This is a genomic window from Amycolatopsis sp. 3B14 (assembly GCF_050958625.1).
Lineage (GTDB): Bacteria > Actinomycetota > Actinomycetes > Mycobacteriales > Pseudonocardiaceae > Amycolatopsis_E > Amycolatopsis_E thermoflava.
This window is the reverse complement of record NZ_JBHZEN010000042.1, coordinates 1-13,423: the sequence shown is the minus strand read 5'-3', so window position 1 is coordinate 13,423 and position 13,423 is coordinate 1. Positions and strand designations below refer to the sequence as shown.

Annotated in this window: 11 protein-coding genes; 7 read left to right on the top strand and 4 right to left on the bottom strand. The window is 71.4% G+C overall.

What is annotated here, in order from left to right; all coding sequences use genetic code 11:
• Positions 1-80: 80 nt before the first annotated feature.
• From ACCP09_RS23310 to ACCP09_RS23285, 6 genes are all read left to right on the top strand, one after another.
• Positions 81-944: a p-hydroxycinnamoyl CoA hydratase/lyase gene (locus ACCP09_RS23310; RefSeq protein WP_027935341.1), complete on the top strand. Its 864-nt coding sequence runs from the start codon at positions 81-83 to the stop codon at positions 942-944.
• Positions 944-2,419: an acyl-CoA synthetase gene (locus tag ACCP09_RS23305; protein ID WP_433750148.1), complete on the top strand. Its 1,476-nt coding sequence runs from the start codon at positions 944-946 to the stop codon at positions 2,417-2,419. The genes ACCP09_RS23310 and ACCP09_RS23305 overlap by 1 nt, the downstream gene beginning before the upstream one ends.
• Before the next feature lie 41 nt (positions 2,420-2,460).
• Positions 2,461-3,270: an alpha/beta fold hydrolase gene (locus ACCP09_RS23300; RefSeq protein ID WP_433750145.1), complete on the top strand. Its 810-nt coding sequence runs from the start codon at positions 2,461-2,463 to the stop codon at positions 3,268-3,270.
• Positions 3,271-3,281: 11 nt separating this feature from the next.
• Positions 3,282-4,430, top strand: a complete 1,149-nt coding sequence (locus ACCP09_RS23295; RefSeq protein ID WP_433750142.1) for a PP2C family protein-serine/threonine phosphatase — start codon at positions 3,282-3,284, stop codon at positions 4,428-4,430.
• Positions 4,431-4,898: 468 nt separating this feature from the next.
• Positions 4,899-5,939 (top strand): tryptophan dimethylallyltransferase family protein, encoded by a 1,041-nt coding sequence (locus tag ACCP09_RS23290; protein ID WP_433750139.1) that lies wholly within the window; start codon positions 4,899-4,901, stop codon positions 5,937-5,939.
• A gap of 20 nt (positions 5,940-5,959) precedes the next feature.
• Entirely contained in the window at positions 5,960-7,342 is a 1,383-nt protein-coding gene (locus ACCP09_RS23285) for a tryptophanase (protein WP_433750136.1), read from the top strand.
• Positions 7,343-7,645: 303 nt separating this feature from the next.
• Here ACCP09_RS23285 and ACCP09_RS23280 read toward each other — a convergent pair whose 3' ends face one another.
• The 4 genes from ACCP09_RS23280 to ACCP09_RS23265 are packed head-to-tail and all read right to left on the bottom strand — an operon-like array spanning position 7,646 to position 11,470.
• Positions 7,646-8,245 carry a GTP-binding protein gene (locus tag ACCP09_RS23280; RefSeq protein WP_433750133.1) on the bottom strand — a complete coding sequence of 200 codons (600 nt, stop codon included), beginning with the start codon at positions 8,243-8,245 and terminating at the stop codon, positions 7,646-7,648.
• Positions 8,226-8,591, bottom strand: a complete 366-nt coding sequence (locus ACCP09_RS23275; protein ID WP_017983332.1) for a DUF742 domain-containing protein — start codon at positions 8,589-8,591, stop codon at positions 8,226-8,228. The genes ACCP09_RS23280 and ACCP09_RS23275 overlap by 20 nt, the downstream gene beginning before the upstream one ends.
• Entirely contained in the window at positions 8,591-9,016 is a 426-nt protein-coding gene (locus ACCP09_RS23270) for a roadblock/LC7 domain-containing protein (protein ID WP_017983331.1), read from the bottom strand. The genes ACCP09_RS23275 and ACCP09_RS23270 overlap by 1 nt, the downstream gene beginning before the upstream one ends.
• A 21-nt stretch (positions 9,017-9,037) precedes the next feature.
• Positions 9,038-11,470, bottom strand: coding sequence for a sensor histidine kinase (locus ACCP09_RS23265; RefSeq protein WP_027935347.1), 2,433 nt, complete (start codon positions 11,468-11,470; stop codon positions 9,038-9,040).
• Positions 11,471-11,804: 334 nt separating this feature from the next.
• On the opposite strand from ACCP09_RS23265, the gene ACCP09_RS23260 reads away from it, so the two are divergent.
• Positions 11,805-12,398 (top strand): TetR/AcrR family transcriptional regulator, encoded by a 594-nt coding sequence (locus tag ACCP09_RS23260; RefSeq protein WP_433750128.1) that lies wholly within the window; start codon positions 11,805-11,807, stop codon positions 12,396-12,398.
• Positions 12,399-13,423: the final 1,025 nt, after the last annotated feature.

The following is a 13,423-nucleotide window of genomic DNA, read 5'->3' as shown; positions in this document are numbered from 1 at the left end:
GTCCCGGTCGGGTCCGGCTTGACTGAGCCGCCCGTTCCTTGCTATCCCTATATCAGAACTACTGATATAGGGAGCGATGGATGAGCACAGCGGTCGGCAACGGGCGGGTCCGGACGGAGCCGTGGGGCGAGACGGTTCTGGTGGAGTTCGACGAAGGCATCGCCTGGGTCACGCTCAACCGGCCGGACAAGCGCAACGCCATGAACCCCACCCTGAACGACGAGATGGTGCGGGTGCTGGACCACCTGGAGGGCGACGACCGCTGCCGGGTGCTGGTGCTCACCGGCGCGGGCGAGTCGTTCTCCGCGGGCATGGACCTCAAGGAGTACTTCCGCGAGGTCGACGCCACCGGCAGCACGGCGGTGCAGATCAAGGTGCGGCGGGCCAGCGCGGAGTGGCAGTGGAAGCGGCTGGCGAACTGGAGCAAGCCGACGATCGCGATGGTCAACGGCTGGTGCTTCGGCGGCGCCTTCACCCCGCTGGTGGCCTGCGACCTGGCCTTCGCCGACGAGGACGCGCAGTTCGGGCTGTCCGAGGTCAACTGGGGCATCCCGCCGGGCGGCGTGGTCAGCCGGGCGCTGGCGGCGACCGTGCCGCAGCGCGACGCGCTGTACTACATCATGACCGGTGAGCCCTTCGACGGGCGCCGCGCGGCGGAGATGCGGCTGGTCAACGAGGCGCTGCCCGCCGACCGGCTGCGGGAGCGCACCCGCGAGGTGGCGCTCAAGCTCGCGTCGATGAACCAGGTGGTCCTGCACGCGGCCAAGACCGGGTACAAGATCGCCCAGGAGATGCCCTGGGAGCAGGCCGAGGACTACCTCTACGCCAAGCTCGACCAGTCGCAGTTCGCCGACAAGGCAGGCGCCCGCGCCAAGGGGCTGACCCAGTTCCTCGACCAGAAGTCCTACCGGCCCGGCCTGAGCGCCTTCGACCCGGAGAAGTAGTGCGCAACCAGGGCCTGGGCTCGTGGCCGGTGCGCCGCGCCAGGATGAGCCCGCACGCGACAGCCGTCCGGCACGGCGGGACGGCGCTGACCTACGCCGAGCTGTCCCGCCGCGTCGCGCGGCTCGCCCACGGGCTCCGGGAGGCCGGGGTCCGCCCCGGCGACCGGGTGGCCTACCTCGGGCCGAACCACCCGGCCTACCTGGAGACCCTGTTCGCGTGCGGGCAGGCCGGCGCGGTGTTCGTGCCGCTGAACTTCCGGCTGGGCGTCCCGGAACTGGACCACGCGCTGGCCGACTCCGGCGCGTCGGTCCTGATCCACACGCCGGAGCACGCGGAGACGGTCGCGGCGCTCGCCGGTGACCGGCTGCTGCGGGTGCCCGCGGGCGAGCTGGAGGCCGCGGACGACGAGCCGCTCGACCTGCCCGTCGGCCTCGACGACGTGTGCCTGCTGATGTACACCTCGGGCAGCACCGGGCGCCCCAAGGGCGCGATGCTCACCCACGGCAACCTCACCTGGAACTGCGTCAACGTCCTGGTGGAGACCGACCTGGCGAGCGACGAGCGGGCCCTGGTCGCCGCGCCCCTGTTCCACGCCGCCGCGCTCGGCATGGTGTGCCTGCCCACCCTGCTCAAGGGCGGCACGGTGATCCTGCACTCCGCGTTCGACCCCGGCGCCGTGCTGTCCGCGGTGGAACAGGAGCGGGTCACGCTCGTGTTCGGGGTACCCACGATGTACCAGGCGATCGCCGCGCACCCGCGGTGGCGCAGCGCCGACCTGTCCAGCCTGCGGACCCTGCTGTGCGGCGGCGCGCCGGTGCCCGCCGACCTCGCCGGCCGCTACCTCGACCGCGGGCTCGCGTTCGTGCAGGGCTACGGGATGACCGAGGCCGCGCCGGGCGTGCTGGTCCTCGACCGCGCGCACGTCGCGGAGAAGATCGGCTCGGCCGGGGTGCCGTCGTTCTTCACCGACGTGCGGGTGGCCGGCCCGTCCGGCGAGCCGGTGCCGCCGGGGGAGAAGGGCGAGATCGTGGTCAGCGGGCCGAACGTCATGAAGGGCTACTGGGGCAGGCCGGAGGCGACGGCCGAGGTGCTGCGCGACGGGTGGTTCCACTCCGGCGATGTGGCCACTGTGGACGGTGACGGGTACTTCCACGTCGTCGACCGGCTCAAGGACATGATCATCTCCGGCGGGGAGAACATCTACCCGGCCGAGGTGGAGAACGAGCTGTACGGCTACCCGGGGGTGGAGGCGTGCGCCGTGATCGGCGTGCCGGACCCGCGCTGGGGCGAGGTGGGCAAGGCGGTCGTCGTGCCCGCCGCGGGCAGCCGCATCGACGGCGCCGAGCTGCTGGCCTGGCTGCGCACCCGGCTGGCCGGGTACAAGGTGCCCAAGTCGGTCGAGTTCACCGACCGGCTGCCCACGACCGGCTCCGGCAAGATCCTCAAGGGCGAGGTCCGCCGCCGCTTCGGCTGATCAGGCGGCCGTCCCGGCCCGCGGCGGCTACGCTGGCGGCGGTGGACATCCGGACGAGGAACGCGGTGACCGTGGCGGGGAGGCCGGGCGGGCAGCCGATGGTGTTCGCCCACGGGTTCGGCTGCGACCAGGCGATGTGGCGCCTGGTCACGCCCGCCTTCGAACCGGACTACCAGCTGGTGCTGTTCGACTACGTCGGCGCCGGCGGCTCCGACCTGGGCGCCTGGCGACCCGAGCGCTACGCCACGCTGGACGGCTACGCCGACGACGTGCTGGAGATCTGCGCCGAGCTCGACCTCGAAGAGGTGGTGTTCGTCGGCCATTCGGTCAGCTCGATGGTCGGCGTGCTGGCCGCGGCGCGGGAGCCGTCGCGGTTCGCCGGGCTGGTCATGGTCTGCCCGTCGCCGTGTTACCTCGACGACGACGGCTACACCGGTGGCTTCACCCGGCCCGACATCGACGAGCTGCTCGAGTCGCTGGACAGCAACTACCTGGGCTGGTCGGCGGCGATGGCCCCGGTCATCATGGGCAACCCGGACCGGCCCCACCTCGGCGCCGAGCTGACCAACAGCTTCTGCCGCACCGACCCGCACATCGCCCGCGAGTTCGCGCGCGTCACGTTCCTGTCCGACAACCGGGACGACCTCGCGAAGGTGCCCGTGCCCAGCCTCGTCCTGCAGAGCCGCCACGACGCGATCGCGCCGGTGCCGGTCGGCGAGTACGTGCACGAGCAGCTGCCGGACAGCGAACTGGTCGTGCTGGAGGTCAACGGGCACTGCCCGCACCTGAGCGACCCGGACCTGACCACGGCGGCGATCGGGGCGTTCCTGGCCCGCCGCGGGACGCGGTGACGGAGCCGGCCGTGCTGCCCGGGGCCGCCGCCGAGGACCTGTGGGACAACGCGCCCTGCGGGTACCTCTCGGCCCGGCCCGACGGGACGATCGTGCGGGTCAACGCCACCCTCCTGAACTGGCTCGGCTACCGGGCGGAGGAGCTGGCCGGCCGCCGGTTCAGCGACCTGCTCACCGCGGGCGGGCGGCTCTACCACGAGACGCACTACGCGCCGCTGCTGCGCATGCAGTCCGAGGTGCGGGAGATCGCACTGGACCTGGTCGCCGCCGACGGCACGCGGCTGCCGGTGCTGGTCAACTCGACGCTGCGCGCGGGGCCGGACGGGGTCACCGGCATCCGCACCACGGTGTTCGACGCCCGGGACCGGCGCGCCTACGAGCGTGAGCTGCTGCGGACGAGGGAGGAGGCCGACCGGGAGCGCGAGCGGCTGACCCGGTTGTCCCGGACGCTACAGGAGACCCTGCTGCCACCGGGTTTGCCCGACGTGCCCGGGTTGCGTGCCGCCGGGTACTACCGGGCCGCGCCGACCGAGATGATCGGCGGCGACTTCTACGACCTGTTCCCGCTGAGTCCCGGCCGGTGGGCGTTCTTCATCGGCGACGTGTGCGGCAAGGGCGCCGAGGCGGCCGTGCTCACCTCGCTCGCGCGCTACACGCTGCGGGCGGCGGCGGTGCAGGAGCCCGACCCCGGCTCGGTGCTGCGCACCCTGAACGCGGTGCTGCTGCAGGACTACCGCGCTCCCGAGGGCCGCTTCTGCACCGTCCTGTTCGGACTGCTCGAGCCGGACGGCGACGGGTTCCGGGTGGAACTGGCCGCGGGTGGCCACCCGCCCGCGCTGCGGATCGCGGCGGACGGCACGGTGCACCCCATGGACACGCCGGGCGGCCGGCTGCTCGGGGTGTTCCCGGACGCGTGCGTGACGACCGCGGTCGCCCGCCTCGCGCCGGGCGAGGCGCTGTTCCTCTACACCGACGGGCTGATCGAGGCCAGGGACCCGCGGGGCGCGCTCGTCGGCGAGGGGCGGCTGGCGAGCGTGGCGTCGGGCTTCGCGGGCCTGGACGCGGACGCGATCGTCGACCGCCTCGGACGGCTGCTGTCGGACCTCGACGAGGGGGTCACCGACGACACGGCCGCGCTGGTGCTCACCGTGCCCCGCTGAGGCCGTGTTCCGGGCCAACGAGGCCATTCGTGACACTCCGCTGATCAGGTGAACATTGTTCTAGACGGGTGGTCGCCACCGACCTCCGGCCGAACGGCCGTTCCCGCACTACTCCTGTTTGTCTACTGTGGACGGCATGGTACACAGTGACGTGGATCGCACCCGGTAAGCGTTTTCCCAGGTTGCGCCGGGTGGGATTGGTTGCCGTGGCGGCGGTTGCGCTCGGGCCGATCGCGAAAACTGTGCCGTGGCAGCGAACCAGGAGGACAGCGGCGTGTGGTGACTGACCGTGCGGCCAAGATCACTCCTCCAGCGGTACGTCTTGCCGGAAAGATGACGTTATGTTGGACGACGGTCTGTCCCCCGCCTAGTCGAGCAGTTGCTCGCCAGACCGTCGGAGTGAGTGTGAACGTCGCCCCCGTGACCCTATTCGACCATGCCCGGAGACAGCTCGGAGAACTCTGCAGGGTGGCAGGCTTTCCCGACGGCGGCCGCGATGCCGTCGACGTGCTGCGGGAACTCCTCGGCGCGGCGGGCCGCCGCGCGCTGACCGAGCCGCCGCTGTGGCCCTCGGACGTCGCGGACGACGCGACCCCGGTGGAGTTCTCCGTCGCGTTCGACGAGAGCGGCGACCGCGCGGTGCGGATCCTCGGCGAGACCATAGCCGAAAACCCTGGCCCCGCATCGAACATCGAGGCGGCGAAGCGCTTTCTCACCCACATGGCGCAACGGTTGGACCTTCGGCTGGACCGGTTCGCCGCGGTCGAGGACCTGTTCCTCGTCGACCGGCCGCAGGGAAAGTTCGCGCTGTGGTTCTCGGTGATCCTGCGGCCCGGCCGGGCGCCGGCGCTGAAGGTCTACTTCAACCCGCAGGTGCGCGGCCAGGGCGCGGCGCGCGGGCTCGTCGCGGAAGGGCTGCGGCGGCTCGGGTTGAGCGACGCGTACGACACCGTGGCCGAGTACGCGCTCCGGCGCGGCGCCGCCGACCAGTTCTCGTTCTTCGCGCTCGACCTCGACGACGGGCCGCTGTCCCGGGTCAAGCTGTACATCTCGCACGACTCGGCGGACTCGGGCACGGTGGAGCGAGCGGCCGGAGCCGTCGAGGGCGTGGACCCGTTGCTGGTGCGCGATTTCCTGACCACCGCGGGCGGCGGCCCCGGCCCGTACGCCGGACGGCCGCTGATCTCCAGTTACTCCTTCGTGGAGGCCGAAGCGGGCCGTCCCGGCAACTACAGCCTCTACCTGCCGATCCGCGACTACGTCCCGGACGACGCCGTGGCGCGTGAGCACGTGCTCGCCCACTTCGCGCGGTCCGGGTTGCCGTCCGCGGAGCTGGACCGGGCGATCGCCGCGGTGACCGGCCGCCCGGCGGCGGCCGGTGTGGGGCTCATCGCGCACGTCTCCCTGCGTCTCGGCCGGTTCGGGTCGGGAACGACGGTATATCTTTCGTCCGAGGCCTACGCCGTGCAGGCGCCCCGCGGGCGGGTCAGCGCCTCGGCCACGTTCTGAACTGGGAGGAAGAAGCCAGCATGAAGTCGTTCCCGCCATACCGGGTGCAGGTTGTCAAGGCGATACCGATCACGACCCGGGAGGAGCGGGAGGAAGCGCTCGCCCGCGCCGGCTACAACATGTTCGACCTGCCTGCGAACATGGTGACGATCGACCTGCTGACCGACTCCGGCACGGGCGCGGTGTCCGCCGCGCAGGAGGCCGGCGCGGCGGCGGCCGACCGTTCCTACGCGGGTTCCGACTCGTGGTTCCGGTTCAAGTCGGCGCTGGAGGACCTGACCTCGTTCCCGCACCTGTTCCCGGTGCACCAGGGCCGGGCGGCGGAGCGGATCCTGTTCTCCACCGCGCTGAAGCCGGGGCAGATCTCGCTGTCCAACACGCACTTCGACACCACGCGGGCGAACGTGGAGCTGGCCGGCGCCGAGGCGCGGGACCTGCCCTGCCCGGAAGCGGCCGACCTGGACAGCCGGGATCCGTTCAAGGGCAACATCGACCTCGGCGCGCTCGAGGAGACGCTGTCCGGCCCGGACGGTTCGCGGGTCGGGCAGGTGCTGATCACGATCACCAACAACGGCGGCGGCGGGCAGCCGGTGTCGATGGCGAACCTGAAGGCCGTGCGCGCGCTGTGCGACCGGTTCGGGGTCCCGTTCTTCCTCGACGCGGCGCGGTTCGCGGAGAACTCGTGGCTGATCATCCAGCGCGAGGACGGTTACGCGGGCAAGACGCCGAAGGAGGTCGCGCAGGAGACGTTCGCGCTCGCCGACGGTTTCGTCGCCAGCCTGAAGAAGGACGCGATCTCGCCGATGGGCGCGGCGATCGGCGTGCGGGACGAGCAGCTGGCCAAGCAGTGCGAGGCGATCCTCATCGCCACCGAGGGTTTCCGCACCTACGGCGGCCTGGGCGGGCACGACCTGGAGCGCGTCGCGCAGGGCCTGCGGGAGGTCGTGGACCCGGACTACCTGCGCAACCGGGCCGAGGAGACCGCGCACTTCGCCCGGCTGATCAACGAGGCCGGCGTGGACATCGTGCAGCCCGCGGGGGTGCACGGCCTGTACCTGAACGCCGGGCGCCTCCTGCAGCACATGCCGCCGCACGGCTTCCCCGGGCACGCGCTGGCGTGCGAACTGTACCTGGCGGGCGGCATCCGGTGCGCCGAACTGGGTTCGCTGTACCTGGGCACCTTCGACGACGAGCACAACCTGATCTCCCCAGCGCCGTTCGAGCTGGTGCGACTGGCCATCCCGCGGCGGACGTACACGTTGGCACACCTGGAGTACGTGGCTGACGTGCTGGCCTCGATCGCGAAGAATCCGGAATCAGTGCCGGAGTACCGGGTCACGCATGCGCCGCAGTTGTTGCGGCACTTCAACTTGAAGCTGCGGCAGGTGCCCCGGGTTTCGTAGCCGCCACACGCGACTTCCGTCCGCAGGCCGGCGACGAAACGGAACAACCCCACGGACCACTCCCCTCCCGCAACCCGATCCCCAGCCAAATCGGTTGCCGAGCAGTCGGGTCAAGGCACGCTTTCCCGCCTTGACGCGACTTCTCGGCAACCGAACACTGAGAGATCGGGTTCGGAAGGGGCTTGTTTTCATCCGGGCGTAGCGAAGCGAAGCCGATGCAGTAGATACCCGCGTAGCGGCGCCAAAAAAAGAGCCACCCCGTCACCGAAGAACGGGGTGGCCCTTCTTATCCCGGGCGAAAAGTCAGGCGGGAGCCAGCTCCGACTCGGCGGGCAGCCGGCTCATCGCGTACCGCACCAACCGGATCAGCGCCAGCTTGCTCGATTCCCGGGAACGGGCGTCGAAGAACATCACCGGCACTCCGGGGGCGATGGCGAGCGCTTTGCGGATCTCGTCCTCTTCGTAGTCGTCCGAGTCCTCGAAGCAGTTGACCGCCACGATGAACGGGATCTTGCGCCGCTCGAAGAAGTCGATCGCCGCGAAGCTGGAGTCCAGGCGTCGCGTGTCGACCAGCACCACGGTGCCGATGGCGCCGAGCGCGAGCTCGTCCCACATGAACCAGAACCGGTCCTGCCCTGGCGTGCCGAACAGGTACAGCACCGTCTGCGGGGAGATGGTGATGCGGCCGAAGTCCAGCGCGACCGTGGTGGTGGTCTTGCGTTCCACCCCGGTGAGGTCGTCGACGCCCGTGCTGGCCTCCGTCATCACCTCCTCGGTGGACAGCGGGACGATCTCGCTCACCGACGCGACCATGGTGGTCTTGCCGGCGCCGAAGCCGCCCGCGATGACGATCTTGACGGGCGTCGGGATGACGCCCCCTTCTTCAGAGCTTGTTGAGGCCATCGAGCACCGCCTGGAGTAGTTCGCGATCGGGGGCCTTGGCCGGCTGCGACGGCGAACGGACGATCACGGCGCCCCGTTCGATCAGATCGCTGCACAACACCTTGACCACGGCGAGAGGGACCTTGACGTACACGGCAATTTCAGCGACGGACAACGGCCGCTGGCACAACTCGAGGATCGTCAGGTGCTCCGGGGTCAACCCGATCGGGTCGTGGTTGCCCCGGATGGCCATCACCTGCGTCGCCACGTCGAGTTTGATGTCGACGGACGGGATCCTGCCCCGTGTGATGGCGTACGGCCGGATCAGCGGCCCGGCCGCTTCGTCGTACCACTGGTCGTCCGCCATCAGTTGTGCTCCGGAACGAACCTCGCGGCATCCCGGGGAGCCGACGTCATGTAGTCACCGACGCGCTTGACGAGGCGGCTCATCTCGTAGGCGATCATCTCGACGTCGACCGTCTCCTCGGCGAGGATCGCCAGGCACGCGCCCTGACCCGCCGCGCAGACGAAGAGGTAACCCTCGGCCATTTCGATGAGGGTCTGCAGCACCGGCCCGCGCTGGAAGTGCTTGCTGGCGCCCTTGGCGAGGCTCTGCAGGCTGGACGCGATCGCCGACAGCTGGTCGGAGTCGTCCTTCGACAGGTTCGCGGACTTGCCCATGAGCAGCCCGTCGGCCGAGAGGACCACGGCGTGCTGCGCCCCGACGACGCGGTCGACCATGTCGTCGAGCAGCCAGTTCAGGTCGACCTTGGAGTTCTCGTTCTCGTTCATCGATGAGGTTCGACTTCCCTCTCAGTCAATGGTGGCCCGGGGGTCTTCCGGTGCGTCTGCGTCGCGCCCGCGGCGGGTTCCCTTGTGGAACGCCGAGAGCGTGTTGCGGGTCCGACCGGAGAACTCGTGGTAATCGGTGGCGTCCGACTCCGGGTCGTCACGGAGCTGGGCGACGAGGTTCTGCTGCGGCTCCCGCTGCGGCAGCGGCGCCCGGCGCCGCTTGGGGCGCGGCGAGGGCGTCGGTGCCGGCGCGGGCTCCGGCTCGAACACCGAGATCGTCTGCACACCGGTGGTCTCGCTCGCCGTCTCCGGTTCCGGTTCCGCGTGCCGTCCCGAGGGGAGCTCCGCCGGGACCCGCCGAGCGGGCTCGGCGGCGCCGTTGTTCTCGTGTCGTCCCATACCGTTCGTCCCGGCCGGACGGCCGGTCTCCTCCTGCTCGTGCGAGTCGGTCCCGGTGGTGGCCGGGGCGCCGCGGAACTCCGGATCGGCGTTCTCGGCGACCTGGTCCCCGTTGGCGAGCAGTGCCGACGGGATCAGGATCGTGGCGCGAGTGCCACCGTAGCGCGAGGAGTCGAACATGACCTTCAGGCCGAGCCGGGCCGCCAGCCGCGCGACCACGAAAAGGCCCAGGCTGGAGTCGGCTTTCAGGGCCATCGCGTCGAACTCGGGCGGTTCCGACATCATCCGGTTGGCCCATTCCCGGACGTCGTCCTTCATGCCGAGACCCTGGTCGGCCACGTCCACCACGACGCCGCGCGCGACGAGGGTGGAGGTCATGTGGACCTGCGACCCGGGCGGGGAGAAGGTGGTGGCGTTGTCGACCAGCTCCGCGACCAGGTGGATGGTGTCGGCGACCGCGGACCCGATGATCGCGACCTGCGGGACGTTCTCCACCTCGACCCGCGAGTAGTGCTCGGTCTCGGACACCGCGGCGCGCAGCACGTCCATCAGCCACACCGGCTTGCGCCAGCGGCGGCCCGGCTGCTTGCCGCCGAGGATGATGAGGTTCTCGGTGGTACGGCGGGCGCGGGTGGCCAGGTGGTCGAGCTGGAACAGGCCCTTGAGCTGCTCCGGGTTCTCCTCCCGGCTCTCCATCCGGTCCAGGATCTGCAGCTGGCGGTGCACCAGGCCCTGGTTGCGGTGGGCGATGCCGAGGAACACGTTGTTGACACCGCTGCGGGCCTTGGCCTCACTGGCCGCGGCCTGGACGGCGGTCAGCTGCGCGATGTTGAACGCCTCCGCCACCTGGCCGATCTCGTCCTTGCCGTGGTCCAGGCGGGGCAGCTCGGCGGTGACGTCGACCGACTCGCCCTCCTTGAGCCGGTTCACGATGCTCGGCAGGCGGGTGCGGGCCAGTTCCAGCGAGTCGTTGCGCAGGCGCTCCAGGCGCGTCATCAGGGTCCGGTCGACCAACGTGCGGGACACCCGGACGGCGACCCAGATCGACGCGATCGCCGCGAGCAGGGCGACGACACTGCCGATGATCACGGTCCACAGGTTGACGTTGCCCTTGTCCAGCGCGGCGCCGGAGGCCAGCTCCGACTGCTCGACGGTCAGGCTGATCAGCCGGCCGGACACCTCGGTGGTGAGGTCGCGCCAGTCGTTCTCCCGCACGGTCAGCCCGCCGACGTTCTCGCGGAACACGCCCGGCCCGTGCGTGATGATCGAGTTCTCCGCGGCGGTGAGGCGCTGCCACTGCTCGCTCGAGGTGAGGTCGCGGTAGCGCTGCCCCGCCTCGGGGGCCATGTAGCTCGCGATCTTCGCCAGCTGGTTGCGGTAGCTGCCGACGAGCTGGGCGAACTGCAGGTGGTCGGCCGGGGCGAACTGGCCGGAGGCGAACGCGCTGGAGGCCAGCGACGCGGCGCGCGACATCTGGTCCGAGGCGCGGAAGATGTCCACCGACGTCATACCGCCCTGGGTCGACTCGGCGTCGGGCACCAGGCGGGCCTGCGAGTCGAACAGGTCGGTCGAGACGTCCAGCAGGCGGTTGTAGAAGTCGTTGACCTGCTCCTTGGAGATCGTGCGCAGGTTGATCTCCGCGCGGATCACCGGGAGCTGGTCGAGGCTTGCCTCCATCTGGTTCATCCGCTGCCCGATCTCGTCCGGCACGAGGCTCTTCACCTCGCCGAGGGCGGACCGGAGGCTGGTCAGCGACCTGTCGATGGACTGCTGCTGCGCCTGCAGGTCACGCAGGCCGACCTGGGGGCGTTCCAGGTAGACCAGCGACAGCTGGCGTTCCTGCTGGACGGCGCCGAGCGCGGTGACGGCGGGGATCGACACGTCCTGCACGGAGGAGGCCACCGTGCGCACGTAGATCGCGTCCACCAGGAAGTACCCGGAACCCGCGATCCACATGACGAGGAGCGCGATACTCGGGATCAGGACGGTGCCGGTCAGGCGCTTTCGGATCGACTTGTGGTGGCCTTCGCCTGACTTGTCATCTGTGTTTTTCACGACGCTCCACGAAATCCTGGGGACCGGGACGAAGACGGCGACGTCACGACAGAGTCGTATGCAACCACCCCTGTCAAGCAGGGGTTGTCGACAAGTGCCCTCCCGGCGGCTCGGGAGTTCTTCTCACTCTGAGTCACAGTCGCCGATCACTCGATAGATGCTCTGGTCGAGGTGAAATCATGTCGTACCGCGATCACTCCCGAGCCGCGACCCCCCGGTTACTGTGCGCAAACCCCGTTCCGGCCGGTTGCGGCGACGCGCGGGCGCCCGAAAGCGCTTTCCTCCGTGCGGGGGAGGTGGCCGGCGGTATCCTCACCCGTTCGCGGAGAAAGGCGTGGGTGTGCGTCCTGATCGCAAGAAGCAGCTCGTCGACGCCGCCGAGCGGCTGCTGATCACCGAGGGGGCGGCGGCGGTGACGACGCGCAGGCTGGCCGCCGAGGCCGGCCTGAACCAGGCGCTGGTGCACTACCACTTCGGCTCGATGGCCGACGTGCTCGTGGCGGTGCTGGACCGGGTCGGCGACCAGTACGCGGCGGGGGTCGCGGCCGCGTTCGCCGGCGAGGAGTCGCTGGTGGCGCGCTGGCGGCGGCACCGGGACCTGCTGATCGGGGACGCGCGGGCGCGGGGGTGGCCCAAGATCTGGCTCGAGTTGTGCACGCTGGCGCTGAACCAGCCCGCGCTGCGGGAGCGGCTGGCGCCCCGGCTGGACGCCCTGCGGTCGACCTTCGCGGACGCCGTCCGCGGCGAGGCCGCCCGCCGGGACGTGCCGCTGAGTGAGGACGAGGTGTGCGCGGTGGCGACCCTGTGGGGCACCGCGGTCGAGGGGCTGTTCGTGGAGCAGCTCCTCGGGTACGAGCGGGGGCACCGGGAGCTGCTGGCCTTCCTGGAGGCCCGGCTGACAACGGCCTTCGGCGACGCCGGGAACTGACGCTTCGCCTTTCTTCCGGCCGGCCCCGGCTGCTGCCGGTCCTGGCCAGTCCGCCGGCTGCCGGCCCCGGCTGGCCTCGCCGCTGCGCGGTGGGGATGCCCCATGCCCGCCGAACCGCCGGGGCTCGGCGGGCCGCGGGAGGCCGGCCAGGCGGTGTCGCCAGACGCGGCAGTAGGCAATCCGGCTGGGCGGCAGGCTCCCGGAGCGGCCACGGCGCAGTCCCCGTCGAGCCGGGGCATCCGGCCCACGGGCTGCCGCCCGCCGGCGGCCGACGGCGGGCCGGATGCCTCGGCCAGGCGTGGCAGTCGACGATCCTTTTGAGCGGGCTGGCCCGCCGCTCTGCCCCAGCCGCCCGGTCTTCGGTCACCCACCCGAGCGTGGGGCGGGCGGTCCAGACCGCCCGGGGGCGGCCTGGGCGCGGCCCCGGCCCCCAGCCCGCCGCCTTCTGTCCCGTCGGCCCTCGCGGCCAGCCCGTCGGCCCCCTCGCCAGCCCGCCGCTCCCCGGGGCCAGCCTGCCGCCCCCGCGGTCAGCCTGCCGCCCCCGCGGCCAGCCTGCCGCTCCCGCGGCCAGCCTGCCGCTCCCGCGGCCAGCCTGCCGCTCCCCGGGGCTAGCCCGCCGCCTCCTGGGCCAGCCTGCCGCCCCTGCGGCCAGCCTGCCGCTCCCCGCGGCAGCCCGCCGCCTTCCATCCCGTCGGCCCCCGGGGCTAGCCCGTCGGCCCCCGGGCCAGCCTGCCGCCCCTGCGGCCAGCCTGCCGCTCCCCGCGGCAGCCCGCCGCCTTCCATCCCGTCGGCCCCCGGGCCAGCCCGCCGCCTTCTGCCCCCTCGGCCACCACGCCGGTTGCCTCCGCCCACCTGCCGCCCGGCGGCGGCCGCCACGTGGCCGCTGCCTCTGGCCGCCGCCACGGGCCGCCCGCCTGCCGGCGGCTGGCGACGCGGCCGCAACACGGCGGCCGCAACACGGCGGCCGCAACACGGCGCCCGCAACACGGCGCCCGCAACGCGGTGGCCGCAACACGGCGGCCGCA

Bases quoted from the DNA above. Each gene is read 5' to 3' on its own strand.
- ACCP09_RS23310 (WP_027935341.1), top strand. From the start codon at position 81: ATGAGCACAGCGGTCGGCAACGGGCGGGTCCGGACGGAGCCGTGGGGC.
- ACCP09_RS23285 (WP_433750136.1), top strand. From the start codon at position 5,960: ATGAAGTCGTTCCCGCCATACCGGGTGCAGGTTGTCAAGGCGATACCG.
- ACCP09_RS23280 (WP_433750133.1), bottom strand. From the start codon at position 8,245: ATGGCCTCAACAAGCTCTGAAGAAGGGGGCGTCATCCCGACGCCCGTC.
- ACCP09_RS23275 (WP_017983332.1), bottom strand. From the start codon at position 8,591: ATGGCGGACGACCAGTGGTACGACGAAGCGGCCGGGCCGCTGATCCGG.
- ACCP09_RS23270 (WP_017983331.1), bottom strand. From the start codon at position 9,016: ATGAACGAGAACGAGAACTCCAAGGTCGACCTGAACTGGCTGCTCGAC.